Source organism: Amycolatopsis sp. NPDC026612 (genome assembly GCF_040638285.1).
Classification (GTDB): domain Bacteria; phylum Actinomycetota; class Actinomycetes; order Mycobacteriales; family Pseudonocardiaceae; genus Amycolatopsis.
Genome location: NZ_JBEZYB010000016.1, coordinates 19,915 through 44,158, shown reverse-complemented (window position 1 = coordinate 44,158; position 24,244 = coordinate 19,915). Strand labels below are relative to the sequence as shown.

General features: G+C 70.7%; 26 protein-coding genes. 11 read left to right on the top strand and 15 right to left on the bottom strand.

What is annotated here, in order from left to right; all coding sequences use genetic code 11:
• Window positions 1-36: 36 nt before the first annotated feature.
• Window positions 37-1,536: an MFS transporter gene (locus tag AB0F15_RS17315; RefSeq protein WP_360270978.1), complete on the bottom strand. Its 1,500-nt coding sequence runs from the start codon at window positions 1,534-1,536 to the stop codon at window positions 37-39.
• Between the two features lie 118 nt (window positions 1,537-1,654).
• On the opposite strand from AB0F15_RS17315, the gene AB0F15_RS17310 reads away from it, so the two are divergent.
• A complete protein-coding gene (locus AB0F15_RS17310) occupies window positions 1,655-2,320 on the top strand; it encodes a TetR/AcrR family transcriptional regulator (RefSeq protein WP_360270976.1) in 666 nt (221 codons plus the stop codon).
• 74 nt (window positions 2,321-2,394) lie between these two features.
• Here AB0F15_RS17310 and AB0F15_RS17305 read toward each other — a convergent pair whose 3' ends face one another.
• Complete coding sequence (locus tag AB0F15_RS17305; protein WP_360270975.1) at window positions 2,395-2,589, bottom strand: PspC domain-containing protein; 195 nt, start codon at window positions 2,587-2,589, stop codon at window positions 2,395-2,397.
• A gap of 252 nt (window positions 2,590-2,841) precedes the next feature.
• Here AB0F15_RS17305 and AB0F15_RS17300 point away from each other — a divergent pair, with 252 nt between their 5' ends.
• The gene (locus AB0F15_RS17300) at window positions 2,842-3,741 is read left to right on the top strand and encodes a hypothetical protein (RefSeq protein ID WP_360270973.1); all 900 of its coding nucleotides are present in this window, start codon (window positions 2,842-2,844) and stop codon (window positions 3,739-3,741) included.
• Window positions 3,742-3,792: 51 nt separating this feature from the next.
• Here AB0F15_RS17300 and ugpC read toward each other — a convergent pair whose 3' ends face one another.
• From ugpC to AB0F15_RS17270, 6 genes are all read right to left on the bottom strand, one after another.
• Window positions 3,793-4,974 carry a sn-glycerol-3-phosphate ABC transporter ATP-binding protein UgpC gene (gene ugpC, locus AB0F15_RS17295; RefSeq protein ID WP_360270972.1) on the bottom strand — a complete coding sequence of 394 codons (1,182 nt, stop codon included), beginning with the start codon at window positions 4,972-4,974 and terminating at the stop codon, window positions 3,793-3,795.
• A 4-nt stretch (window positions 4,975-4,978) separates the two neighbouring features.
• A complete protein-coding gene (locus tag AB0F15_RS17290; protein WP_360270970.1) occupies window positions 4,979-5,818 on the bottom strand; it encodes a carbohydrate ABC transporter permease in 840 nt (279 codons plus the stop codon).
• Entirely contained in the window at window positions 5,818-6,789 is a 972-nt protein-coding gene (locus AB0F15_RS17285; protein ID WP_360270968.1) for a sugar ABC transporter permease, read from the bottom strand. The genes AB0F15_RS17290 and AB0F15_RS17285 overlap by 1 nt, the downstream gene beginning before the upstream one ends.
• Complete coding sequence (locus AB0F15_RS17280; RefSeq protein ID WP_360270967.1) at window positions 6,786-8,108, bottom strand: ABC transporter substrate-binding protein; 1,323 nt, start codon at window positions 8,106-8,108, stop codon at window positions 6,786-6,788. Before AB0F15_RS17280 ends, AB0F15_RS17285 begins: the two co-directional genes overlap by 4 nt.
• Before the next feature lie 244 nt (window positions 8,109-8,352).
• Complete coding sequence (locus AB0F15_RS17275; protein ID WP_360271125.1) at window positions 8,353-8,877, bottom strand: general stress protein; 525 nt, start codon at window positions 8,875-8,877, stop codon at window positions 8,353-8,355.
• A gap of 137 nt (window positions 8,878-9,014) precedes the next feature.
• Window positions 9,015-10,217: an acyl-CoA dehydrogenase family protein gene (locus AB0F15_RS17270; protein WP_360270966.1), complete on the bottom strand. Its 1,203-nt coding sequence runs from the start codon at window positions 10,215-10,217 to the stop codon at window positions 9,015-9,017.
• 141 nt (window positions 10,218-10,358) lie between these two features.
• On the opposite strand from AB0F15_RS17270, the gene AB0F15_RS17265 reads away from it, so the two are divergent.
• Window positions 10,359-10,811 (top strand): DUF4190 domain-containing protein, encoded by a 453-nt coding sequence (locus AB0F15_RS17265; RefSeq protein ID WP_360270964.1) that lies wholly within the window; start codon window positions 10,359-10,361, stop codon window positions 10,809-10,811.
• A gap of 46 nt (window positions 10,812-10,857) precedes the next feature.
• A complete protein-coding gene (locus AB0F15_RS17260; RefSeq protein WP_360270962.1) occupies window positions 10,858-11,583 on the top strand; it encodes a DUF4190 domain-containing protein in 726 nt (241 codons plus the stop codon).
• On the opposite strand, the gene AB0F15_RS17255 is transcribed toward AB0F15_RS17260, so the two are convergent.
• Complete coding sequence (locus AB0F15_RS17255; RefSeq protein WP_360270960.1) at window positions 11,580-12,464, bottom strand: SPFH domain-containing protein; 885 nt, start codon at window positions 12,462-12,464, stop codon at window positions 11,580-11,582. The two genes, AB0F15_RS17260 and AB0F15_RS17255, sit on opposite strands and share 4 nt — an antisense overlap.
• Before the next feature lie 96 nt (window positions 12,465-12,560).
• Here AB0F15_RS17255 and AB0F15_RS17250 point away from each other — a divergent pair, with 96 nt between their 5' ends.
• From AB0F15_RS17250 to AB0F15_RS17230, 5 genes are all read left to right on the top strand, one after another.
• Window positions 12,561-13,532 (top strand): aminoglycoside phosphotransferase family protein, encoded by a 972-nt coding sequence (locus tag AB0F15_RS17250; RefSeq protein WP_360270959.1) that lies wholly within the window; start codon window positions 12,561-12,563, stop codon window positions 13,530-13,532.
• Window positions 13,533-13,542: 10 nt separating this feature from the next.
• A complete protein-coding gene (locus AB0F15_RS17245; RefSeq protein WP_360270957.1) occupies window positions 13,543-14,820 on the top strand; it encodes a CBS domain-containing protein in 1,278 nt (425 codons plus the stop codon).
• The gene (locus tag AB0F15_RS17240; RefSeq protein WP_360270956.1) at window positions 14,813-15,322 is read left to right on the top strand and encodes a DUF1003 domain-containing protein; all 510 of its coding nucleotides are present in this window, start codon (window positions 14,813-14,815) and stop codon (window positions 15,320-15,322) included. Before AB0F15_RS17245 ends, AB0F15_RS17240 begins: the two co-directional genes overlap by 8 nt.
• A 10-nt stretch (window positions 15,323-15,332) precedes the next feature.
• A complete protein-coding gene (locus AB0F15_RS17235; protein ID WP_360270954.1) occupies window positions 15,333-16,478 on the top strand; it encodes an Mrp/NBP35 family ATP-binding protein in 1,146 nt (381 codons plus the stop codon).
• 85 nt (window positions 16,479-16,563) lie between these two features.
• Window positions 16,564-17,151 (top strand): dihydrofolate reductase family protein, encoded by a 588-nt coding sequence (locus AB0F15_RS17230; protein WP_360270952.1) that lies wholly within the window; start codon window positions 16,564-16,566, stop codon window positions 17,149-17,151.
• Between the two features lie 97 nt (window positions 17,152-17,248).
• Here AB0F15_RS17230 and tatB read toward each other — a convergent pair whose 3' ends face one another.
• From tatB to sigE, 4 genes are all read right to left on the bottom strand, one after another.
• A complete protein-coding gene (gene tatB, locus AB0F15_RS17225; RefSeq protein ID WP_360270950.1) occupies window positions 17,249-17,671 on the bottom strand; it encodes a Sec-independent protein translocase protein TatB in 423 nt (140 codons plus the stop codon).
• Between the two features lie 77 nt (window positions 17,672-17,748).
• A complete protein-coding gene (locus tag AB0F15_RS17220) occupies window positions 17,749-19,266 on the bottom strand; it encodes a trypsin-like peptidase domain-containing protein (protein WP_360270948.1) in 1,518 nt (505 codons plus the stop codon).
• 176 nt (window positions 19,267-19,442) lie between these two features.
• On the bottom strand, window positions 19,443-20,093 hold the full coding sequence (locus AB0F15_RS17215; protein ID WP_360270946.1) for a hypothetical protein: 651 nt from the start codon (window positions 20,091-20,093) through the stop codon (window positions 19,443-19,445).
• On the bottom strand, window positions 20,090-20,680 hold the full coding sequence (gene sigE / locus AB0F15_RS17210; RefSeq protein WP_360271123.1) for an RNA polymerase sigma factor SigE: 591 nt from the start codon (window positions 20,678-20,680) through the stop codon (window positions 20,090-20,092). Before sigE ends, AB0F15_RS17215 begins: the two co-directional genes overlap by 4 nt.
• Before the next feature lie 211 nt (window positions 20,681-20,891).
• On the opposite strand from sigE, the gene AB0F15_RS17205 reads away from it, so the two are divergent.
• Window positions 20,892-21,536 (top strand): O-methyltransferase, encoded by a 645-nt coding sequence (locus tag AB0F15_RS17205; RefSeq protein WP_360270944.1) that lies wholly within the window; start codon window positions 20,892-20,894, stop codon window positions 21,534-21,536.
• Window positions 21,537-21,552: 16 nt separating this feature from the next.
• Here the strand turns inward: AB0F15_RS17205 and AB0F15_RS17200 are convergent, their stop codons facing one another.
• Window positions 21,553-22,809: an MFS transporter gene (locus AB0F15_RS17200; RefSeq protein ID WP_360270942.1), complete on the bottom strand. Its 1,257-nt coding sequence runs from the start codon at window positions 22,807-22,809 to the stop codon at window positions 21,553-21,555.
• A 62-nt stretch (window positions 22,810-22,871) separates the two neighbouring features.
• Here AB0F15_RS17200 and AB0F15_RS17195 point away from each other — a divergent pair, with 62 nt between their 5' ends.
• Entirely contained in the window at window positions 22,872-23,783 is a 912-nt protein-coding gene (locus tag AB0F15_RS17195) for a LysR family transcriptional regulator (protein ID WP_360270940.1), read from the top strand.
• Window positions 23,784-23,794: 11 nt separating this feature from the next.
• Here the strand turns inward: AB0F15_RS17195 and AB0F15_RS17190 are convergent, their stop codons facing one another.
• A complete protein-coding gene (locus AB0F15_RS17190) occupies window positions 23,795-24,136 on the bottom strand; it encodes a helix-turn-helix domain-containing protein (RefSeq protein ID WP_360270938.1) in 342 nt (113 codons plus the stop codon).
• Between the last annotated feature and the right edge of the window lie 108 nt (window positions 24,137-24,244).

Here is a 24,244-nt window from a genome sequence, read left to right as displayed (position 1 = left end):
GCCTCCCGGCGATCCGGGAGGCCCGTTTCCCACGCGCTAGATGTGCACGGCGCCCGGTGCCGCTTCACCCTTCGGAACGCCCGGGCGCAGCAGCACGGCGCTGAGCACCGCGCCCGCCACGTAGATCACCGCGGCCCAGGTGAACGCCGTCGTGTAGCTCTCGATCGCCGCCTCGGCCGCCAGCTGCGGCGTCGGGGTCTTGCCCGCGATGTAGGCCGTGGCCGCGTTGCCGGCCAGCGTGCTCAGCAGCGCCGTGCCGATCGACCCGCCGACCTGCTGCATCGTGTTCACCGCCGCCGACGCGACACCTGCGTCGTGCGCCTCGACACCGAACGTCGCGACGCTCATCGCCGGCGCCATCGCCAGCCCGATCCCGAAACCCATCACCAGGAGCGGGCCCAGAACGCCGGACGCGTACGTGCTGTCGAGGCCGATCCCGCTCAGCCAGAAGAGGCCGCCGGCGGCGATCGCCATGCCGGTCGGCACCAGCGGCCGCGGGCCGAACCGCGGCAGGAGCACGGCCGTCGCGCTGGTGGCGGACAGCATCAGCGTCCCCACCATGGGCAGGAACCCGAGGCCGCTCTGGATCGGCGTGAACCGCAGGTTCTGCTGGACGTAGAACGTCAGGAACAGGAAGATCGCGAACATCCCGATGGCGAGCAGGAACATCGCCAGGTAGGAGCCGCCGCGGTCCCGGTCGAGCAGCACGCGCAGCGGTAGCAGCGGGTGTTCGACGCGCTGCTGCAGCCACACGAACACCCCGAGCAGCACCACACCGGCGGCCAGGAAGCCCCAGACCGACACCGCGGACCACGAGTCCGACTCGGCGTTCGCGAAGCCGTAGACCAGCGCGAACAGGCCGGCCGACGCCGTCACCGTGCCCGGCAGGTCGAGCTTCGGCCGCGGTCCCTCGGACTTCTGCGTACGCAGCAGGATCGAGGCGCCGACGAACGCGATGACGGCGAAGATGATGTTCACGAACATGCACCAGCGCCAGTCGAGGTACTCGGTGAGCACGCCGCCGAGCAGCAGTCCGACCGCCGCGCCGCCACCGCCGATGGCACCGAAGACGCCGAACGCGCGGCCGCGTTCCTTCGGGTCGGTGAACGTCGTGGTCAGCAGCGAAAGCGTGGCGGGCGCGAGCAGCGCGCCGAACACGCCCTGGGCCGCGCGGGCGACCAGCAGCATCTCGATGCTGCCCGCCGCACCCCCGAGCGCGGACACCGCGGCGAAGCCGGCCAGGCCGACGAGGAGCGTGTTCTTGCGGCCGAAGAGGTCCGCGAGCCGCCCGCCGAGCAGCAGCAGGCTGCCGAACGCGAGCGCGTAGGCCGTGACGACCCACTGCCGGGCGTCGTTGGAGAAGCCCAGGTCGACCTGGGCCGACGGCAACGCGATGTTCACGACGGTCGCGTCGAGCACGACCATCAGCTGCGCGATGCCGATCACCACCAGGATCAGCCAGCGTCTGGCGTGGTGGGGGTTTTCACCGGCGCGCGCGGCCCCCGGCGGCGCGACGGCGAGTGTGGACTCGGGCATGGATGTCCTCACAGAACGTGATCAAAAGATTATGTGGAGTAGGTATCTCCCCTTACTCGGCCCAAGGTACACAAGAACCGGAGATGACGCCTCTACTTCACGAGCTAGACTGGACGGCATGGCACGGGACGCTGGTCCCGCCGCACCGGCGCGGCCGCTGCGGCGTGACGCTGAACTGAACCGCCGTCGCATCCTGGCGTCGGCCCGCGAGGTGTTCGGCCAGCGCGGGCTCGAGGCCACGCTGGACGACATCGCCCACCACGCCGGTCTCGGCGTCGGCACGGTCTATCGCCGCTTCCCCAGCAAGGAACACCTGGTCGAAGCCATGTTCGCCGAGCGCATGGAGGAAGTCGGCGATCTGGCCGAGCAGGCGCTCAAGGCCGAAGACGCGTGGCAGGCGTTCGTCGACTTCACGTGGAAAGCGGCCGAGCTGCACTCGAGCGACCGCGGGCTGCGCGAGATCATGCTGTCCAACAAGTTCGGCCACAACCACGTCGCCGAAGAGAAAGCCCGCATGGTGCCGTTGGTCACACGGCTCGTCGAGCGGGCCCAGGCGGCCGGTGGGCTGCGGCCGGACTTCGCCCCTTCGGACATGGCGCTGCTGCACATGATGGTCGGTTCGGTGGTGGAGTTCACCTGCGCGGTGGACCCGGACCTCTGGCGGCGCTCCCTCGCCATGCTGCTCGACGGGCTTCGCGCCGAGCCCGGCAAGCCGTCGAAGCTGCCCCACCCGCCGCTCGACGAGGACGAGATCGAGGCAGCGATGTCCTGCTGGCGCCCCTGACCCGCGGGTTCCTCAGCCGACGCCCTGCCACCTCACGTGAGTCGTCCGCCTGAGACTTCGCTTGCCACCACGGTTCACTCGGCCGGGATGACCGCCCACATGATCAGGTAGGCCACGAACTGCGGCCCGGGCAGCAGGCAGGACAGCACGGCCAGCAGCCGCACGGTGCCGGGCTTCATGCCGTACCTCTGCGCCAGGCCCGCGCAGACGCCGCCGATCATGCGGCCGTGGCGGGGACGGGACAGTCGCCGGGTGACCGGTGCGCTCATCGTTTTTCCCTTTCCTCGAAGTTCCGATACCTCCACTTCACCACCGGAGTACCCACTTCCGCATCGCTCGCGGGAAGGACAGCCCCCTTAGGGGACGGCGAATCCGGAAACCGTTCGGATGTGCGGGGAACTCGACGGAAACCGGCCGGAAATCCGATGACCTGTGCGTTCTCCGGCCGACATCGGGAAAAGAGTGAGAGATGTCCCCGTCAGGGCTGCTTTTCCGGCCCGATGTGGTGATACTTGCACCCCGTGTACCCGCGTCTGAAGTTCTCGGTCGTCACGATGCTGTGCGCCCTGCTCGTCTCCGGGTGCGCGAAGACCCAGGCGGCGCCCGTGCCGGATTCCGGGCCCACGCCGCTGACCGCCGCCGACGCGCTCGGCGACTTCGCCACCATCGACTACTGCAGCCTGCTGGACGTCGCCGAGGTGGCGCCCGGCGCGGTCGCCGTCCCGACGTTCGAGGACTGCCGCGCCGAAGCCGGGGCGCGCACGATCCTCGTCGGGCCGCTCGCCTTCGACTCCGACCCCAACATCAGGCCCTACGCCTACCCCGGGCCGGTGCCCGACGGCGTCGCGATCCAGCAGTCGACGTTCAACGACCACAGCGCGTGCACCCGCGCGGTCACCTTCGCCGACGGCACCCGGCTCGGGCTGTCGGTCGCCGACAACGCCGACGACCCGGCCTCGCGCTGCGTCATCGCGGACGCCGCCGTCGGTTCGGCGCTGGCCGCGATCACCGCGCACAAGGTCGGGCGGCTGACGTTCCCGGACCGGTCGTGGGGCCGGGTGGCGCCGTGCGTCCTGCTCGACAACCACGACCTCGACACGGCCGCCGGCCCCACCAGCCGTCCGACGATCGGCCTGTCCGGGCACAGCTGCATCCGCGGCAAGGTCAGCTTCAAGGTGACGGTGGAGACGACCGAACCCGCCGGCCCCGCCGAGACGCTCGGCGGCCGCGAAGCGCGCGTCCGGATCGCGGGCGCGTTCTGCCTGATCGACACCACCCAGCCCGGCCAGGGAGGCCACCGCGAACTGGCGGAGATCAGCGTCGTCGAGACGGCCGGCACGGCGGGGGACGGCACGTGCGCGCTGGCCCGCTCCGCCGCGACGTCGATCTTCCCGCGGCTCCCGGCCCCAGGAAAGCCGTGAAGGCCACCTCGGGGAAGGTGAACGTCCCCGAGGTGGCCTTCACGAACCTGTCTAGTCCTCGTAGGTGAGGTTCTTGCCGTTCGACGGGTCGAACAGCTTGATCTTGTCCGCGTCGTACCAGAGCTCGAGGTCGGCGTTCTCCGCCGCCGACGACTCCGCCGAGAGGCGGGCCACGATCTGGGACTCCGCGCCCGGCACGTCCGCGGACCCGCTGTCCGCGGCGAGCTCGGCCAGCTCCGCAGCGGTGGCGGCTTCGCCCTCCACCGTGAAGTGGGCGAACTTCTCCGAGCCCATCGACTCGAGCACGTCGATGTGCGCGGTGAACGTGCCGCCGCCCGTCTTCTGCCCGGCCTCGACCAGCGCCGCGTCCTCGAAGTGCTCCGGCCGGATGCCGACGATCACGTCGCGGGGCGCGTTCGCCCGCTCCACCAGCTGCCGGACGCGGTCCGTCAGCTGCGTCGCGCCCAGCGCACTCCGCACCTCGTTGTTCTCCAGCGTCGCCGGGACGAAGTTCATCGACGGCGAGCCGATGAACCCGGCCACGAACAGGTTCGCCGGGTTGTCGTAGAGGAACTGCGGCGCGCCGATCTGCTGCACGTACCCGCCGCGCAGCACCACGACCCGGTCGCCCAGGGTCATGGCCTCGGTCTGGTCGTGCGTGACGTACAGCGTCGTCGTGCCGAGCTGCTTCTGGATCTTCGCCACCGACGTCCGCATCTGGCCACGGAGCTTGGCGTCCAGGTTGGACAGTGGCTCGTCCATCAGGAACGCCTTCGGGTTGCGGACGATCGCCCGGCCCATCGCCACGCGCTGCCGCTGGCCACCGGAGAGGTTGGCCGGCTTGCGGTCCAGGTGCGCGGTCAGGTCGAGGATCTTCGCGGCTTCCTCCACCTTCGCCCGCACGGTCTTGTCGTCGACCTTGGCCAGCCGCAGCGGGAAGGCCATGTTCTCCCGCACGCTCATGTGCGGGTAGAGCGCGTAGGACTGGAACACCATCGCGATGTCCCGGTCCTTCGGGGCCTTCTCGTTGACGCGCTTCCCGTCGATCCGCAGCTCGCCGGAGGAGATGTCCTCCAGGCCGGCCACCATGTTCAGCGTCGTCGACTTCCCGCAGCCGGACGGGCCGACCAGGATGATGAACTCGCCGTCGCCGATGGTGATGTCCACTTCGGACACTGCGAGGGCGCCGTCGGGGTACTTCTTCGACACCTTGTCGAGCACGATCTCTGCCATAGCGCTACCCCTTCACCGCACCGGAGGTCAGCCCCGCCACGATGCGACGCTGGAAGAACAACACGAACACAATGATCGGGACGGTGATCACGACCGCGGCCGCACACACCTGTCCGGTCGGGTCCTCGAACTGCGAGGACCCGGTGAAGAACGACAGCGCCGCCGGCACCGTGCGCGACGCCGTGGTCGACGTCAGCGAGATGGCGAACAGGAAGTCGTTCCAGCAGAAGATGAACACCAGGATCGCCGTGGTGAACACGCCCGGCGCGGCCAGCGGCGCGATCACCCTCCGGAACGCCTGCGCCGGCGTCGCGCCGTCCATCTTCGCCGCCTTTTCCAGCTCCCACGGGATTTCCCGGAAGAACGCCGACAGCGTGTAGATCGACAGCGGCAGCGCGAACGTGATGTAGGGCAGGATCAGCCCCGGCCACGTGTCGAACAGCCCGAGGTTCCGCTCGATGTTGAACAGCGGCGTCACCAGCGACACCTGCGGGAACATCGCGATCAGCAGCGACAGCCCGACGAGCACCTGCTTGCCGGGGAAGTCCAGCCGCGCGATCGCGTACGCGGCCATCGTGCCCAGCACCACCGCGATCAGCGTCGAGATGATCGCGATGCCGATCGAGTTCACCAGCGCCCGGATGAACTCCGAGGTCTGGAAGATGTCCGCGTAGTTCTGCCAGGTCCACGACTGCGGGATGAAGCTGCCGTCGGTCAGCGTGTCCTTGGTCTTGAACGACAGCGAAACGACCCAGAGCACCGGCACCAGCGCGAACACCAGCACCAGGATGTCGACCAGGCCCCACCTGGCCCTGCGGCCCGTCGTGACGGTTCCCATCACCATCAGCGCTTACCCCCGTCGTCCGAACCCGGTGCGGCCGTGCCGAACACCTTGATGAAGATGAAGGCGATGATCGCCACGGTGATGAAGATCAGCACCGCCATCGTCGACCCGATGCCCAGGTTGAGCCCCTTGACCAGGTTGTCGTAGGTCTGCATGGACACCGACCCGGTGTCCTGCGCGCCGTTCGTGAGCACGTAGATGTTGTCGAAGATGCGGAACGCGTCGAGCGTGCGGAACAGCAGCGCCACCAGGATGGCCGGCTTCATCACCGGCAGCATCACCTTCGTGAACCGCTGCCACGCGCTCGCGCCGTCCATCGCCGCCGCCTTGAGCAGGTCCTCCGGCACCAGCGCCAGGCCGGCCATCAGCAGCAGCGCCATGAACGGCGTGGTCTTCCACACCTCGGCGCCGATGATGATGAACAGCGAAGGCCACTGTTCGGTCAGCGGCGCCGCGTCGGACGCCAGCATGTTCGCCAGGTACCCGGTCTTCGGCGTCCACGCGTAATACCACGAGAACGCCGCGACGACCGTGACGATGCCGTACGGGATCAGGGCGACGGTGCGGACCACGCCGCGGCCGACGAGCGTCCGGTGCATGATCAGCGCCAGCGCCATGCCGAGCACGAACTCGATCGCCACCGACACCACGGTGAGGAACATCGTGGTGCCGAACGCCGTCCACCAGTACGAACTGGACAGCACGGCGCCGTAGTTGTCGAAGCCGACGAACTGCTGCTGCGACGGGAACCGCAGGTCGTACCGCTGCAGCGACAGCCAGATCGAGTAGAGGATCGGGTAGCCGGTGACCGCGATCATCACGATGAACGCGGGCGCGCACAGCCACAACCCGAGCCGCCGCTCGGCCTTCTTCCCTTCGGAGAGGACGGGCTTGCCCGGCTTTCGGGTCGTCGCCTCCCCGGCGACCGTGGCCCCGGCGGTGCCGGCCGGGGTCGAGTCCTGGACGGTCACGGGATCACTCCCTTCGACTGGAGCGCGTCACCGAGCTGCTCGCGCAGCTTGGCCGCGGTGGCCTGCGGGTCGATGTCCGACGGCGGCGAAAGGATCTTCGACATGACCGTCGAGGCGTTCTGGTACGCCGGGGTCAGCGGGCGCACCGCGGCGGTCTTGAGCGCGGCGAGGATCGCCTCGCGCATCGGGTACTGGCTCGCCATGTTCGGGTTGTCGGCCGAAGCCGGCTTGCCCGGGTCGAGCGGAACGTCGTTGTGGTACACCGATTCGATGCTCGGCGGCACGCCGTCGTTGATCGCGGAGATCTTCTGGCTTTCCGGGCTGCGCAAGCACAACGCCGCCTCGAAGGCCTCCGGCTTGTGCTGCGAATAGGTGCTCACCGCCAGGTCGAAGCCGCCGATCGTGGTCCGGGCGGGCATCCCGGCCTGGGCCGCGGGGTAGACCGCCCACTTGAAGTGCGGCAGATCCGCCTTCTTGTCCTTGGCGTAGGCGGCGTAGACGTACGGCCAGTTGAGCTGGAACGCGGCCTGGCCGCGCTGGAACGCCTGCCGGATGTCGTCTTCCTTCATGTTGCTCAGCGACGGGTCGGTGAGCCCCGACGTCGACACCTTCTTGAGCAGTTCCAACGCCTTCACGGCACCGTCGTCCATCACCACGGACTTGCCGTCGTCGGAGAGGATGTGCCCGCCCATCGACGCGACCAGCGTGTTGTAGAAGACCACCAGGCCTTCGTACTGCGCGCCGGTGAACACGATCTCGTAGGGCTTGCCCTGTCCCTTGAGCTCCTGGGACTTCTGCATCATCTCGTCCCACGTCGCCGGCGGCGTCGGCGTCACCCGGTCGTCGTACCAGAGCAGCTGGACGTTGGTGTTCTTCGTGGCCGCGTACAGCTTCCCGTTGTGGGTCGCGGTGTCCAGCGGACCCTGCAGGACACCCTGCGACGCCTCGGCCTTGTTCTGGCCGGTCCATTCCTCGGCCCAGCCGGCTTCGGCGAACTCCGAGACCCACGTGACGTCGAGGCCGAGGATGTCCATCGCGGGGTCGCCGGCGGCGAGCCGGCGCGCCATCTGCAGCCGCTGGTCGTCGGCCCCGCGGGGCAGTTTGTTGTAGATGATTTCGTACTTGCCGGCCGCCTTGACGTTGCAGCCGTCGACCACTTTCTGGAAGTTGTCCTCGGGCGACATGTAGACGTTGATCTTGAGCCCGGAACTCGTCGCACAACCGGCCAGCATGCCGGTCACCAATGCCCCTGCCCCCAGCAGGACGGCGGTGCGGCCGGGCGAACGTCCTCGTTTACCCGCGCCGATCCTCTTCCCCATCAGGCCTCCTCACCCGCGTGCACGCCGGTTACCGCGGCACCCGGTGGGCACCGCGACGCGATGAGGCGAAACCGCGCCAGCACCCCGACGTGCTAGTGCTCGGGCGGCCGCGCTGGTGGGGCGAGGCCGCCCGACTGGTGTCGGCCAACTTATGCCGGGCGATCACACCCCGCAAGCAGTATCGGTAACGATTCAGCGCACCGCGCGTCGAATCGTGATTTTTCCCTGGTAGGGGTAGGGGTTTTCAGGGGTTCGCGGACGGCCGTTTCAGTGCCAGTTCGGCGAGCAGTTCCCGGCCGCGTTCGGCCGAGCGCGGCTGGCACAGGACGTCGTACCGGCCGGCGACGAGCTGGCTCGCCGAGGAGAAGTCCCGGCGGCCCCGCGACATGCTGTACCCGATCGCGGCGAACATCAGACCGGACAGGACACCGAGCACCAGCCCGGTGAGCACTTGCAACGCGAACCCCTGGTTGACGAACAACCCGAGCAGCAGTCCCGCGAACAGGCCGAACCAGGCACCGGACACCGCCCCGGTGCCGAGCACGCGGCCCCAGCTCAGCTTCCCGATCACGCGCTCGACGAGCATCAGGTCGACACCGACGATCGTGACGTCGCCGACGGAGAACTCGCTGTCCGCGAGGAAGTCGACCGCCTTCTGCGCCTCGCCGTAGGTCGCGTACGACCCGATCGGCCAGCCGGTCGGCGGGGTCGGCAGCCGCGGCAGGCCACCGGGCGCCCGCTCCCCGCCAAAGGGACTACTCACCATCATCACCTGCGCACTCGTGGGTCTGGGAGTACATCTTGTCAAGAACACCCGGACGGTGCGAGCCGCTTACCCCGAAAGGCCTGAGCAATTTGTCGCCCTATCGACATTCCCTGAGCGTAGCTTTCCCGTGAAAGCTACGCTCAGGAGCGGGACTTGTATTCCTTGAGCAGACCCCGGCTGATGATGGTCTTCTGGATCTCGCTGGTGCCCTCGCCGATCAGCAGGAACGGCGCTTCGCGCATCAGCCGCTCGATCTCGTACTCCTTGGAATACCCGTAACCGCCGTGGATGCGGAACGCGTCCTGGGTGACCTCGGCGCAGTACTCGGACGCGATGAGCTTCGCCATCCCGGCCTCGACGTCGTTGCGCGCGCCGGAGTCCTTGAGGCGAGCCGCGTTCACCATCATCAGGTGCGCCGCCTCGACCTTCGTCGCCATCTCGGCCAGCTTGAACGCCACGGCCTGGTGCTCGGCGATCGCCTTGCCGAACGTCTTGCGCTGCTGGGCGTACTCCACCGCCAGCTCGAACGCCCGGATCGCGATGCCGCACGCCCGCGCCGCGACGTTGACCCGGCCGACCTCGACACCGTCCATCATGTACGTGAATCCCTTGCCGGGCGCCTCGCCCAGCACCATGTCCGCGCCGATGCGGTAGCCGTCGAAGACCGCTTCCGTGGTGTCGACGCCCTTGTAGCCCATCTTGTCGATCTTGCCGGGGATGGTCAGGCCGGGCGCCACCTCGCCGAAGCCCTCCGGCTTCTCGACCAGGAACGTCGTCAGGTTCCGGTGTGGCTTGTCGGCGCCTTCGTCGGTCTTCACCAGCAACGCGATCAGGGTGGACGACCCGCCGTTCGTCAGCCACATCTTCGAGCCGTCGATGACGTAGTGAGCACCGTCGCCTTCGCGGCGGGCGCGGGTCTTGATCGCGGCGACGTCCGAACCGAGGTCGGGCTCCGACATCGAGAACGAGCCGCGGACCTCGCCGGTGGCCATCCGCGGCAGGAAGTGCTGCTTCTGCGCTTCGGTGCCGTGGCGGGAGATCATGTGCGCCACGATGAAGTGGGTGTTGATGACGCCGGACACGCTCATCCAGCCCCGCGCGATCTCCTCGACGACCAGCGCGTAGGTCAGCAGCGACTCGCCGAGTCCCCCGTACTCCTCCGGGATGGTGAGCCCGAACAGCCCCATCTCCTTCATGCCCTCGACGATGTCGGCGGGGTAGGCGTCGGCGTGCTCGAGCTCCTGCGCGTGCGGGATGACCTCCTTGTCCACGAACTGGCGGACGGTCGCGAGGATCTCCGACTGCACGTCGGTCAGGCCGGCGGTCTGGGCGAGACGGGCCATCACGGCTCCCTTTCCGGAGGTACGACGCCGCTCCCGGCGCTGGGTTACCGGTGAGTATGACCCGAAAGCCGCAACCCTGCTATGAGGGCGCTCACGCTCAGCGGGATCAGCCCCGTAAAGTGCCGCGGGAGGGGAGAGATCATGAGCTATCCGCAGGACCCGAACAATCCGTACGGCCAGCAGCCGCCACCTTCGGGCGGCTACCAGCAGCCCGGTTACGGCGGGCAGTACCCGAGCGGCGGCTACCAGCAGCCGGGCTACCCGCAGTACCCCGGCCAGCCGCAGTACCCGGGTCAGCCCGGCTACCCGGGCTATCCAGGCTACCCCGGCGGGATGCCGGGGCCGCCCCGGGAAGGTTCGGGGCTCGCGGTCGGCGCGCTCGTCTGCTCGATCGCCGGGACGCTCCTGTGCTTCCTGGGGGTCATCGCCGGCATCATCATGGGCCACATCGCCTTCGGCAAGGCCAAGCGCGGCGAAGCGGAGGGCCGGGGCATCGCGCTGGCGGCGATCATCGTGGGGTACGCCGGGATCGTGCTCACCATCGGTTTCCTCGTCCTCGGCTTCACCCTGGGCTACCTCGGCCAGTTGCGCTGACCGGGGCACCACCGTTGGCTTCCCACCCGTACCGAGGGGACCCGTCATGACCGACCCGTCCGGGGACAAGGACCGCCCGGCCGCCGATCCGGCCACGGCGTACGACGCGCCGCCGTCGGCGGACTCCGCGCCGTACCAGCCGGAGAACTACGACCCGCCGTTGCCCGACGCGACGATCAGCGACGCGACGACCACCGACGCGACAGCCACCGACGCGACCACCACCGACACGGCGCCGTCCGGGACCACGGACGACACGGACGACACCCCGGCCACCGGGTTCCCGGCCCAGGCCGCGGCGGAGCCTGCCGTCGCCGCGGACCAGCCCGGCCCGCTCCCGCCCGGGGCGTACGAAACCGCGGCCGCGTACATCCCCGGCACGCCCTACGCGGCCCCGGGCCGGCCGATCCCGCAGGCCTACCAGCAGCAGCCGTACCCGCCGGCGTACGGGCAGCCGCCGTACGGGCAGCCCGGGCCCTACGGGCAGCCCGCGGCGTACGGGCAGCCGTACCCCGCGCCGCCACGCGGGCAGGACAACGCGCTGGCGATCGGCGCACTGGTCTGCTCGATCCTCGGCTTCTGCTCCGGGGTCACCGCGCTCGCCGGGCTCGTCATGGGCCACATCGCGCTGAGCAAGACGAACCGCGGCGAAGCGGGCGGCCGGGGGCTGGCCACGGCCGCCGTGATCGTCGGCTACGTCGTGGTGGCGCTGTGGATCGGGTTCTTCACCACCCTGATCATCCTGACCGCGAACGGCTACCTCGGCAGCTAGTCCGCCGCCGGCAGCACCGCGTCGCCGGGACTGCGCGGCGACGGCGTCGCGTGCCCGTTCACCTCGGGTTTCGGCTCGGCCGCCTCGGGTTCCGGCGCGGCCGCCGCCGGGGCCGCGGCCGGGGCGGCCTTCGGCGTCTGCGCGTCGAGGAACCGCAGCAGCTCGACCGGGAACGGCAGCACCAGCGTCGAGTTCTTCTCCGACGACACCTGCACGACGGTCTCGAGGAGCCGCAGCTGCAGCGCCGCCGGGGTGTCGGCCATCTGCGCGGCCGCCTGCGAGAGCTTGTACGACGCCTGCAACTCACCGTCGGCGGAGATGACGCGCGCGCGTCGTTCCCGCTCCGCCTCGGCCTGCCGCGACATCGAGCGCTTCATCGCCTCCGGCAGTGCGACGTCCTTGATCTCGACGCGGTCGATGTGGATGCCCCAGTCCAGCGCCGGGCTGTCGATCATCAGCTCCAGGCCCTCGTTGAGGCGCTCGCGGTTGGAGAGCAGGTCGTCGAGCTCGCTCTTGCCGATGATCGAGCGCAGCGACGTCTGCGCGACCTGGCCGACCGCCGACCGGTAGTCCTGCACGTTGACCGCCGCGACCACCGGGTCGATGACCTTGAAGTAGACGACCGCGTCGACCCGGACCGTGACGTTGTCCCTGGTGATGCCGTCCTGGGCGGGGATCGGCATGGTCACGATCTGCATGTTGACCTTCTGGATCCGGTCGGCGAACGGCACGAGCACCGCCAGCCCCGGTTCCCGCACCTTCGACCGCACCCGGCCGAACCGGAAGACGAGTCCGCGTTCGTACTGCTTCACGACGCGCACGCTCGACGCGAGCCAGGCCCCGCCCGCGAGGACGACGGCGCTGAGAATCTCCACCACCATGACTGCTCCCGGGGTTGCGTTTTCCCCTTGAAAGCCCAGCGTACGCCCGCTGGGAAGCCGACGAAACGCACTGGACGGTGCTGTCAGGCTGACGGGGTGACCGAGCTTCGCATCCCCCCGCTGTTCGCCGCCCGGGCGCCTCGGGTGCTCGGCGACGGCGCCGTCGCGTGGCTGGCGGGCCTGCCGGAACTCGCCGCCCGGTACGCCCGGAAGTGGGGCCTGACGTTCGAGGGCGAGGCGATGCACGGCTACGTCGGCGTGGTGCAGCCCGCGCGGCTCGCCGACGGCACGCCGGTGGTGCTGAAGCTGGGCTGGCGGCACGCGGAGTCCGCCGACGAGCCGCTCGCACTGTCCACATGGGCCGGCCGGGGTGCGGTGCTGCTGCTGGATTCCGCGCCGGACGACGGCGTTCTGCTGCTCGAACGGCTCGACGCCGGGCGCACCCTCGACGATCTCCCGCTGCGCGAGGCGATCCCGCTGATCGGTTCGCTGGCGCGGCGGCTGGCCGTCCCGGCGCCCGCGTCCCTGCGCCGGAACCTGCGCTCCGAGGCGGCCCGGTCGACCGAGGAACTCCCCCGCCGCTGGGCCGCACTCGGCGAACCGTTCGACCGGCGGCTGATCGGCGACGCCGTCGCGATCTGCGGCGAACTCGGGCCGTCGGCGGGTGACCGGCTGGTGAACGAGGACCTGCACTTCCAGAACGTGCTGGCCGGCGCGCGCGAGCCGTGGCTGGTGATCGACCCCAAGCCACTGGCCGGCGACCTCGAGTGGGGCGTCATCCCGCTGTTCTGGAACCGCTTCACCGAGTCCACACTGGACGATCGGTGCGCGCTGGTCGTCGCTTCGCAGGAACTGGACGCCGCGAAGGTGCGGGCCTGGACGCTCGTGCGGGCCGTGCAGAACTGGCTCTGGATGCTGGAAGAGTACGAGCAGTCCGGCGAAGACAGCGACGACCCGGCCTTCATCACAGTGACATGCGGGGCTTCGCCCCGGGCCGGGGGCTCCGCCACCCGGACCCCCGCAAGAAGTCCGGTGCCGGAAATCGCTACCTGGGCAGCCAGCCGATAGTGTCACCGGCATGGCCGGGGTCAACAGGGTTTTCGCAGCTCAGCTGTCCGGGTTGCCGGTGTTCGGCCCGGACGGCGAGTCGATCGGCCGCGTCCGCGACCTGGTCGCCGGGCTGCGCCTCGACGCGCAGCCGCCCCGGATCCTCGGCCTGGTCGTCGAACTGACGACGCGGCGGCGCGTCTTCGTCCCGATGCTGCGGGTCACCTCGATCGAGCCGACCGCCGTGACGCTCGCCACCGGCTCGGTCAACATGCGCCAGTTCAACCAGCGCCCCAACGAAGTCCTGGTGCTCGGCCAGCTGCTCGACGCGCACGCCACGCTGGCCGGGTCGGACACGCGGATCACCGTCGTCGACGCCGGGATGGAGCCGACCCGCACCCGCGACTGGGTCCTGGCCAAGCTCGCCATCCGGGAGCGGCGGATCGGGCTGGGCCGCCGCCGTTCGGCGATGCAGGTGCTGCCCTGGTCGGACGTGGCCGGGCTCGGCCTGACCGACCTCACCGGCCAGCCACAGGGCGCCGGCCAGCTGCTCATGCTGTTCGACACCATGCGTCCGGCCGACATCGCCGCGACCGTGCGCGACCTGCCGCTCAAGCGGCGGCACGAGGTCGCCGACGCGATGGACGACGAGCGCCTCGCCGACGTCATCGAGGAGCTGCCGGACGACGACCAGAAGGAGCTGCTGGCCTACCTGGCCGAGGAGCGCGCCGCCGACGTCCTGGAGGCGATGAACCCCGACGACGCGGCCGACCTGCTGGCCGAGCTCGCGCCGGCCGACCAGAGCCGGCTGCTGGAGCTGATGGAGCCGGAGGAGTCCGCGCCGGTCCGGCGGCTGCTGGCGTACTCGTCCGACACCGCGGGCGGCCTGATGACGCCGGAACCGGTGGTGCTGACCCCGGACACGACGATCGCCGAAGCGCTGGCGCACATCCGCAACGCCGAGCTGCCGCCCGCCCTGGCCAGCATGGTCTTCGTCTGCCGCCCGCCCACCGCGACGCCGACCGGGCGCTACGTCGGCGTCGTCCACTTCCAGCGGCTGCTGCGGGAGCCGCCGGCGGAACTGGTCGCCAGCGCCGTCGACACCGGGCTGCCGCCGCTGCAGTCGAACACCTCACTTGCCCAGGTCACCCGGTACTTCGCGGCCTACAACCTGACCTGCGGGCCGGTCGTCGACGCCGAGGACCACCTGATCGGCGCGGTCACCGTCGACGACGTCCTCGACCACCTGCTGCCCGAGGACTGGCGCGAGACCGGCCTGCACGACACCTTGGAGGAAGACCGTGCCTGAGCTGACTTCGGGACGGCGGCTCGACCAGCCCCGCGGCCAGAACCGGTTCAGGCTGAACATCGACCCGGACACGTTCGGCCGGCTGTCCGAACGGCTGGCGCGGTTCCTCGGCACCGGGAAGTACCTGTTCTGGCAGACCATGCTGGTGGTCGTCTGGGTCGTGCTGAACATCACGGCGCTGTCGCTGCAGTGGGACCCGTACCCGTTCATCCTGCTCAACCTGGCGTTTTCGACCCAGGCGGCGTACGCGGCGCCGCTGATCCTGCTCGCGCAGAACCGGCAGGACGACCGCGACCGCGTCTCCCTGGAGGAGGACCGGAACCGGGCCCTGCAGACGAAGGCCGACACGGAGTACCTGGCCCGGGAGCTGGCGGCGCTGCGGCTCGCGGTCGGCGAGGTGGCGACGCGGGACTACCTGCGCGGCGAGCTGGACCGGCTCCGGGAAGACCTCGACCTGGAGCCCAGGAAGGCCAAACCCAACCGCACTCATACTGGCTCGTAACATGGACGGGGTGACCAGCACCCAGCAGCTCCCCAGCGTCGACGACGTCCGCAGCGCGCTGAAGAGCGTGCAAGACCCCGAGATCCGGAAACCCATCACGGACCTGGGGATGGTCAAGGACGTGGCCGTCGGCGCCGACGGCGTCGTCACGGTCGGGATCTACCTGACGGTGGCCGGCTGTCCCCTGAAGGCGACCCTGACCAACGACACGCAGGCCGCCGTCTCGAAGCTCCCCGGCGTGGTCGACGTGCGCGTCGAGCTGGACGTGATGAGCGACGAGCAGCGCACGGAGCTGCGGAAGTCCTTGCGCGGCGACGCGGCGGAGCCGGTGATCCCGTTCGCGCAGCCGGGCTCGATGACGCGGGTGTACTGCGTGGCGTCGGGCAAGGGCGGCGTCGGCAAGTCGTCGGTCACGGTGAACCTGGCGGCGGCGATGGCGGCCCGCGGGCTGTCGGTGGGTGTGGTGGACGCGGACATCTACGGCCACTCGATCCCCCGGATGCTGGGTGCCCGCGAGAAGCCGACCAAGGTCGACACGATGATCATGCCGCCGCAGTCCCACGGCGTGAAGGTGATCTCGATCGGCATGTTCACCCCGGGCAACACCCCGGTGATCTGGCGCGGCCCGATGCTCCACCGGGCACTGCAGCAGTTCCTGGCGGACGTGTTCTGGGGCGACTTGGACATCCTCCTGCTGGACCTCCCGCCGGGCACGGGCGACATCGCGATCTCGGTGGCCCAGCTGATCCCGAACGCGGAGATCCTGGTCGTGACCACCCCCCAGCAGGCGGCGGCCGAGGTGGCCGAGCGCGCGGGCGCGATCGCGTTGCAGACGCGTCAGCGCGTGGCGGGGGTCATCGAGAACATGTCGTGGCTGGAGCAGGCCGACGGTTCCCGCCTGGAGCTCTTCGGTGCCGGTGGCGGCCAGTCGGTGGCTTCGTCGTTGTCGAAGTCGATCGGGTCGGAGGTGCCGCTGCTCGGGCAGGTGCCGATGGACCCCCGGATGGTTGCGCAGGGCGACGCGGGAACGCCGTTGGTGCTGACCGACCCGGAGGCGCCGGCGTCGCTGGTGCTGAAGGAAGCGGCGAAGAAGCTGACGGTCCGGGCCCGCGGGCTGGCCGGGATGATGCTGAACGTGACCCCGGCGGGCCGCTGAAAGTAGTTCCGCGGCCCTGTCGGATCGGGGCGAGGGTGTTCGTAGCAGGGGTAAGGCCACCACGAGCTTCCCTCAAGGAGACACCATGCCCGCCACGTACACCTTCGACGTCTTCGCCACGCTCGACGGCTTCGCCAACCACAAGGGCGACTGGGGCGGCTACTGGGGCAAGCAGGGCCCCGAATTCCTGGCGCAGCGGGCCGCGGCCTACCGCGACCCGCTGCGCATGGTGCTCGGAGCCGGCACCTACTCGTCGAACGCGCCGTTCCTCGACGCGGGCTTCGACCGCAGCCGGTTCGACGGGTGGATCACGCGGATGTTCGGCTCCCCGGTGACGGTGCTGTCCAGCCGGCTGACCGAGCCCCTCGACTGGCCGGGCACGACCATCGAAGCAGGCGACCCCGTCGAGGTCGTCACGCGCCTCAAGGCCGAATCGGCCGTGCCGCTGCGCTCCCACGGAAGCCTGACGCTCAACCGGGCGCTGCTGAACGCCGGCCTGGTCGACACCATCGAGATGACGGTCTTCCCGGTGCTCTCCGGAGCGACGGGCGTGGATCGGGTCTTCGACGGCGTGGACGACTTCGACCTCGAGCTGCTCGACGCCCGGACCTTCGACGGCGACACGCAGGTGCTGACCTACCGGCCGACCCGGCACGGCGGGGCTGTGGGCTAGCGGCTCGCGTCGCGATGCGGCGCCGGCGAGCCTTCGCGGCCACGAACAAGTCCGCCGGCGCGGTCGGCTTCGGTCAGGAAGCCGACCGACAGCAAAGCTACGTGGCGTCCGGGTCGATCGGCGGGCGCTCGCCCGGCTTGAGCGGCTCCGGCGCGGACGGGGTCTGGCCGGCCAGGTAGCTGTTCGAGCCGTTGGTCCCGTTCGCCGGGGTGCTGCTCCCGTTCGTGATGCCCTTCAGGCCGAGCGGGTCGGAGTCGCCGTCGAAGAGGTGCTGCGTCACGACCCGTTTCGGGTCGAAGTTCCGCAGTCCGCGCAGGTCTTCCAGCGGCTTGCGCAGCTGGTCGAACTCCGGACCCATCTCCTCGCGGAGCTGCTCACGCGCCCCGGTCGCGAAGTCGCGGACCTTCTTCACACTCTTCGCGAGCCAGGACGCCGCCTCCGGCAGCCGTTCCGGGCCGAGGATGAAGAGACCGGCGATGATGAGGACGAGGATTTCCCCCCATCCGACACTGTCGAACACCCGTCTACCTCCGCTCGGAACCTACCCGCCCAGGGTACCCGCCGCCCGCCGCGCTCCGGCAGGCCGAACGCGGGAACTCAGTCGGAAGCCAGGGTTACGTCCACGACGAAGCTCGCGCCGTCACGCGCCAGCGACACCGGGACCACTTCGCCGACGTCGTGCGCGCGGACCGCGACCGTCAGTTCCGCGGAGTCGCGGACCAGCCGGGTGCCGATCTTCGTGATCACGTCGCCCTCCTTGATGCCCGCGTTCGCGGCCGGGCCGCCCGGCGCGACGTTCTTCACCTGGGCGCCCATCGTGGACGAGCCGGCGACCGTCGACGACGCGTTGATGCCGATGTCGGCGTGCTGGACCTTGCCGTCCTTGATCAGCGCCTTCGCGATCTTGATCGCGTAGTCGCTCGGGATGGCGAAGCCGATGCCGATGCTGCCGCCGTCCGCGCCCGCGGAGCGGATCGACGAGTTGATCCCGACCAGCGCGCCGGTGGAGTCGACGAGCGCACCGCCCGAGTTGCCGTGGTTGATCGCGGCGTCGGTCTGGATGGCCTCGTAGGTGACCGGCGGCGCGCCGTTGTCGCCCCCCGCGGTGATCGGCCGGTTCAGCGCGCTGACGATGCCCGCGGTCACCGAGTTCTGCAGCGCCAGCGGCGAGCCGATCGCCATCACGGTGTCGCCGACCTGCAGGTCCGCGGACTTCCCGATCTGCAGCACGGTCGGGTTGGTGACGTTGACCTTCACGACGGCGAGGTCGGTCTTCTGGTCGGCGCCGACGAGCTTGGCCTCGGTGCGGGTGCCGTCGATGAAGACGGCCGTGACCTTGACACCCGGGTCCGCGGCGGCGGAGGCGATGACGTGTTCGTTGGTGAGGATGTAGCCCTGGGGGTCGATCATGACGCCGGAGCCCTGCTCACCGGACTCGGCGCCGGGCTTGAAGACCTCGAGGGAGACGACGGCGGGGGCGACGCGCTTGGCGATTTCGGCGACCGAGCCGGCCGGGCGTTCCTTGGCGGCTTCGGCTTCGGAGATGGTGGCGGAGCCGGTGAGCGCGGTGCCGGTGTCGCCGACCCACCAGCCGACGAGGCCGCCCGCGGCCCCGACGAGCAACGCGACGACGCCGAGCAGGACGAGCGCTTTCGGCTGCACGCGCCGGCCGAAGAGCACCTCGGGCAGGCTGAGCAGCGCGCCGGGCGGCCGGTTGACGGGCTTTTCCTCGTCTTCGGCGGGCATGGCGGGCCCGGCGAGCACCGCGGCGGCCCCCGGATCGCGCCACGGATCCCGGGTGCCGGTCCACAGGGGCGGTTCGGCTTCCCGCGCGTCCCCGGTGGCTTCCCGCGGCCGTTCGAGCAGCACGCCTTCGGCCCCGGGCGGCCGCCGGAAGGCCTCGGCGAGCGACTCGGGCGCGGGCGGGGCGAGGTTGACGCCGTTGGTCTTCTGCGGGGAGTAGAGCTTGTCGAACGCGCCGTCGACGCCCTGCGGCCTGCCGAACACGGCGGCCTGCGCCGGGTCGACAGCCGGTCGCGCGAGCGGCCGCGGGCCCAGCCGGTCGGCTTCGCTCGCGCCGGGCTGCTCGGGATTCACGTTCGGCTCGGTCATCATTCCCCGGTGCAGAAGATCAGGTGGCTGGGCGTGACGATACCCAAGCCCAGTGCTCGGAGTCTGCCGGTCCACGGGTGAAGTGGCTGTTTCTTGAGCCGGCCGTCCACCGGCACGGCCTGGGCCGGGCACACCGAAGGCCGCCGCGAAAGGGATTCGCAGCGGCCTTCAAAGTTCGCTCAGCGGATACCGGCCGGCACTGCCACCGGTGTGGTGCTCGCCGGGGTCGACATCGCCGCCGGTTGCTGCGGCACCGCCATCTGCGCCGGCAGCAGGTTCGCCGGCTGGGGCGCTCCGCCACCCGTCTCGGGAGAGCCGTCTCCGTCCGCCGACGTCCCCACCAGGGCCAGCGCGCTCAGCACCAGACCCGAAACGACCACGCCCGCCCCCTGCGCGGCGCGGCGCTTGAAGCGGCCGCCGCCGAGGACGTTCGGGGACTGGCCCAGCGGGGCCGACGACCCCAACGGGGACACCCCGCCCAGGACGCCCGCGGTGCGCAGACCCGCGACCCGGTCGGGGCGCTGGACCGCGACCAGCTGGCCGTCCGCCGTGATCGCCAGGTTGTCCGGGGTGCTCGGCAGCTCGGTGTGCTGCGGGATCGACTGGAGGCTCGCGAGGAACCCGGCCGACATCGAGGGCGCCCCCGCGCCGCGGATCGCCTCGACTGTCTGCCGCTGCGCCCGCACCTCCGCCGCGCAGGCCGCGCAGCGGGTGATGTGCGACGCCGCGCGGTCGCGCGCGCCGTGGGAAAGCTCGCCGTCGACGAACGCCACCACGACGTCCGGCAGCAGGTGCGACTCGGGGAGTCCCCAGCCTCGCGGTGCGGTCATACCGACACCTTCGCAGACTGCGGTGCGTAAGCGCGACGACGCTCGAGCGACGCGCGCAGCGCCTGACGCCCACGGTGGATACGGCTGCGGACGGTGCCCAGCTTGACACCCAGCGTCGCGCCGATCTCCTCGTACGACAGCCCTTCGACGTCACACAGGACGACGGCGGCGCGGAACTCCGGGGGCAGCTCGTCGAGCGCCGCCTGCAGGTCCGGGTCCAGGTGGGTGTCCGAGTAGACCTGCTCGGGGCTCGGGTCGTCGCCCACGATGCGGTCGGTGTCCTCCGGCAGGCCTTCCATCCGCACGCGCGAGCGGCGGCGGGCCATGTCGAGGAACAGGTTGGTGGTGATCCGGTGCAGCCAGCCCTCGAACGTGCCGGGCTTGTAGGACGCCAGCGACCGGAAGACGCGGATGAACGTCTCCTGCGTCAGGTCCTCGGCGTCGTGGGCGTTGCCGGTCAGGCGGTAGGCGAGCCGGTAGACCCGGTCACCGTGTTCGCGCACGACCTCGTCCCAGGACGGCGGCGTCCAAGCCACCTCGTCCAGGGTCACGGGCTGAGCCCCGGCCTCGGCGTCGGCGTTCTGCATCGCGGGAGCAGGCACCTCCATCTGCGTTTCTCCTGTCTGCTCCACCCAACGCGGGCTGTGGCCACGGTGTTCCCCGTGTCGTCGGATTTCAGTCTCTCCGGGTTCCTTATGGTTCTAGTGAGACTGGACTGAGAGCTGGCTGAGAACTTCTCCGTGGGTGCTTCCAGGGAGCCTGCGCGGATTTATCGACAACCAACGCTAACCTCCGTGCGTGAACACGCCCACCCCTGCGGCCGCGCCGGCCGATTCCGGGTTCGTCGACGGGTACCTGCCCGACGACGAGGTGCTGTCTTCGGCCCGCGCCAGGGCCGAGGACCTGGGCTGCACCCCGCTCAGCGCGGGTGCGGGCGCAACGCTGCGTTTCCTGGCCGCGACCCTGCGAGCGAAAGCCGTCGTCGAGGTCGGCACCGGCGCGGGGGTCAGCGGGCTGAGCCTGCTGCGCGGAATGGCGCCCGACGGCGTGCTGACGTCGATCGACGTCGAGCCGGAGTACCAGCGGGCCGCGCGCGCGACGTTCCGCGAGGCGGGCTTCGCGCCCGGCCGGACCCGCCTGATCATCGGCCGCGCCCTCGACGTGCTGCAACGGCTCACCCCCGGCGGCTACGACCTGGTGTTCGTCGATTCCGCGCACATCGAGTACCCCGGCTGCTACGAGCTGGGCGTGTCACTGCTGCGGCGCGGCGGGATCATCGCGTTCCACAACGTGCTGGTCGGCGGCCGGGTGATCGACCCGTCCCACCGCGACCCGGAGACGCTGGCCCTGCGCGAGGTGGCGCGCGCGTTCCGCGAGGACGAACGCCTGGTCCCGGCCCTGCTCCCGGTGGGCGGCGGGCTGCTGGTCGCCGCCGCGACCTGATCACCTGCCCACAGGATCACCTGCCCACAGGGTCGTCGAGTTGGGGACAACTCGCTGCTCGCGGCCGGTTTCGTCGGTGTGCGCCGGTAGACTGGACGTGGGGACGCCCCCCAGGGAGGGCGGGGGCGTTTCCGGTTCCTGCACCGACCGCCGCCACGGCCAGGAGCAGCCACACCGCCACCACCGCGATCAGCCACGGCCAGCCCGCGTGGCCGTACACCCACGCCCCGGCGGCGCCGCCGATGCTGCTGCCCAGGTAGTACGTCGCCGTGTACAGGCCGCCCACCTGACCGCGGGCGTCCTCGGGCGCGTCGGCCGCCGCCCAGCCGTTCGCGACCGCGTGCGCGGCGAAGAACGCGCAGGTCAGCACCAGGAATCCGGCGATGACCAGCGGTAGCGAGTCCGGCAGGGTCAGCGCCGCGCCGGCGGCCGTCAGCAGCAGCGCGCCGATCAGCGCGCGGCGGCGGCCCACCTTCGCCACCAGCCGTCCGGCCGCTGCCGAGGAGACCGAGCCGGTGGCGTACGCCAGGAAGACCAGGGACGCGATCGCCGGTGACAGGTCCAGCGGGTGGCCGGTCAGCCGGAAACCGGCGGCGTTGTAGAGGGCGACGAACGAGCCCATCGCCAGCAGCGCGACGGCGTACTGGGCCAGCAGCACCGGCTTGCTCAGCGCCGTGACGAGCCCGTGGCCGACACCGCCGAGGTGACCGTGGGGCCGGGTGCCCGGCGGCAGCGTCACGACGGTGATCGCCGAGCACACCGCCCCCACGCCCGCGACGACGAACAGCGCGCCGCGCCAGCCGAGTGGCCCGGCGGTGAAACCGCTGGCCAGCCTGCCGAGCATGCCGCCGACGGTGTTGCCGGCGATCATCGCGCCGACCGCGGCGGCGACGCCCGCGCGGCCGAGCCGTTCGGCCAGGTAGGCGGCCGCCACCCCGGGGAACCCGGCGATCGCGACGCCCTGCAGCGCGCGCAGGACGAGCAGCGCCGGGTACGTCGGCATCAGCGGCAGCAGCAGGCCGAACACGACCGACGCGACGACGGACGTGACGATCACCGGCCGCCGGCCGACCACCTCGGACAACGCCGCGATGGGCAGGACGGCGATGGCGAGCGCGCCGGTCGCGACGCTGATCGCGAGCGCCGCGCCGCCGGGGTCGAGGTGGAACTGCGCGGCGAGCTGCGGCAGCACCGGCTGCGGGGCGTAGAGCAGCGCGAAGGAGGAAATCCCGGCCGCGGCGACGGCCGCTTTGACTCGGCGGGTGGAAGTCACCTCCTGAAAGTAAGCACCCCTAACCAATACGTCCAATGCGCTTCCGTGGCAACATTGATGCAGTGACGTATGACTCGCTGTCCACGCAGGTCGCACCCCACCTGCCACTGCTCGCGGCTCTTCGGGAGACGAGGAACGTCACACGGGCGGCCGAGCTGCTGGGCGTGCCGCAGCCGACGGTGAGCCGCCGGCTCGCGGCGCTGGCGGACGCGCTGGGCGCGCCGCTGACGGTCCCGGACGGCCGCGGCATCCGGCTGACGCGGGCAGCCGAACTACTGGCCGAGGCGGCGGCCCGCGGGCTCGCGGCGGTCGACACCGGGGTGCGGCTGGCGCGCGAGGAGGTGGCGCCGGAGTCGGGGCACGTGGTGCTGGGCTTCCTGCACCTGCTCGGGCGGTCGCTGGTGCCTTCGCTGCTGCGCGGCCACCGGGCGCGGTACCCCGGGGTGCGGTTCACGCTGGTCCAGGGCTCGCGGCAGGACATGGTCGACCGGCTGGCGGGCGGCGAGCTGGATCTGGCACTGGTGGCGCCGTTGCCCGACGTTCCGGCCTTGGCCTGCGCGGGCTTGGTGGACGAGGAGATCCTGCTGTCGGTGCCGGCGGGCCACCGGCTGGCGGGGCGCCGCGAGGTGCGCGTGGCGGAGCTGGCGGACGAGGAGTTCGTGCTGCTCGAGCCGGGGTACGGAGTGCGGACGCTGACCGACGAGCTCTGCGCGGCGGCGGGCTTCACGCCGCGGATCGCCTTCGAGGGCCAGGAGTCGGACACCGTGCGCGGGCTGGTGGCGGCGGGCTTGGGGGTCGCGTTGCTGCCGCGGTTCGGGCCGGGCAGCCCGGCGGGGGTCGCCGAGGTGCCGCTCTCCCCCCGCCCGTACCGGACGATCGGGCTCGCGTGGCGGGCCGGCGAGCCGATGACGCCGGCGGTCACCGGCTTCCGCGACCACGTCCTGGCGACGCGGGCTCAGCCGCGCTCCCCATAGGCGGCCCGGGATCAGCCGCGCTCGTCGTAGGCGGCGCGGGCCGCGCCGATGTGCGGCAGGTGCGTGATGCTCCACTCGACCAGCGGCGCCGTGGCTTCGCGCAGCGTCCGGCCCATCGGCGTCAGCTCGTACTCGACGTGCGGTGGCATCACGGCGCGGACCGTGCGCGTCAAGAGGCCGTCGCGCTCGAGGTCGCGCAGGGTCACCGTGAGCATGCGCTGGCTGATGCCCTCGACGGCACGCTTGAGTTCGGTGAAGCGCAGCGGGCCGTCCTTGAGCATGCGGACCACCAGCAACGCCCACTTGTCCCCGACGATCCCGAGGACTTCCCGGGCCTGGCACGGGTCCTGCACGGTTACCTCCAGAGAACCGGGGCACCGGAAAGTGCCTTATTGCCCGGTTCGCGTCCAGTGGATCACGATGGTTCCGGTTACCGAATGGTACCGAGGCACGGATAGGAA

Excerpts from the sequence above, each read along its gene's own strand:
- AB0F15_RS17215 (WP_360270946.1), bottom strand. The coding sequence starts at position 20,093 with ATGACCGCACCGCGAGGCTGGGGACTCCCCGAGTCGCACCTGCTGCCG.
- AB0F15_RS17305 (WP_360270975.1), bottom strand. The coding sequence starts at position 2,589 with ATGAGCGCACCGGTCACCCGGCGACTGTCCCGTCCCCGCCACGGCCGC.
- ugpC (WP_360270972.1), bottom strand. The coding sequence starts at position 4,974 with ATGGCAGAGATCGTGCTCGACAAGGTGTCGAAGAAGTACCCCGACGGC.
- AB0F15_RS17315 (WP_360270978.1), bottom strand. The coding sequence starts at position 1,536 with ATGCCCGAGTCCACACTCGCCGTCGCGCCGCCGGGGGCCGCGCGCGCC.
- AB0F15_RS17270 (WP_360270966.1), bottom strand. The coding sequence starts at position 10,217 with ATGGCCCGTCTCGCCCAGACCGCCGGCCTGACCGACGTGCAGTCGGAG.
- AB0F15_RS17230 (WP_360270952.1), top strand. The coding sequence starts at position 16,564 with ATGCCCGCCACGTACACCTTCGACGTCTTCGCCACGCTCGACGGCTTC.
- AB0F15_RS17220 (WP_360270948.1), bottom strand. The coding sequence starts at position 19,266 with ATGATGACCGAGCCGAACGTGAATCCCGAGCAGCCCGGCGCGAGCGAA.
- AB0F15_RS17245 (WP_360270957.1), top strand. The coding sequence starts at position 13,543 with ATGGCCGGGGTCAACAGGGTTTTCGCAGCTCAGCTGTCCGGGTTGCCG.
- AB0F15_RS17265 (WP_360270964.1), top strand. The coding sequence starts at position 10,359 with ATGAGCTATCCGCAGGACCCGAACAATCCGTACGGCCAGCAGCCGCCA.
- AB0F15_RS17255 (WP_360270960.1), bottom strand. The coding sequence starts at position 12,464 with ATGGTGGTGGAGATTCTCAGCGCCGTCGTCCTCGCGGGCGGGGCCTGG.
- AB0F15_RS17280 (WP_360270967.1), bottom strand. The coding sequence starts at position 8,108 with ATGGGGAAGAGGATCGGCGCGGGTAAACGAGGACGTTCGCCCGGCCGC.
- sigE (WP_360271123.1), bottom strand. The coding sequence starts at position 20,680 with ATGCAGAACGCCGACGCCGAGGCCGGGGCTCAGCCCGTGACCCTGGAC.
- AB0F15_RS17310 (WP_360270976.1), top strand. The coding sequence starts at position 1,655 with ATGGCACGGGACGCTGGTCCCGCCGCACCGGCGCGGCCGCTGCGGCGT.
- AB0F15_RS17275 (WP_360271125.1), bottom strand. The coding sequence starts at position 8,877 with ATGATGGTGAGTAGTCCCTTTGGCGGGGAGCGGGCGCCCGGTGGCCTG.
- AB0F15_RS17290 (WP_360270970.1), bottom strand. The coding sequence starts at position 5,818 with ATGGTGATGGGAACCGTCACGACGGGCCGCAGGGCCAGGTGGGGCCTG.
- AB0F15_RS17260 (WP_360270962.1), top strand. The coding sequence starts at position 10,858 with ATGACCGACCCGTCCGGGGACAAGGACCGCCCGGCCGCCGATCCGGCC.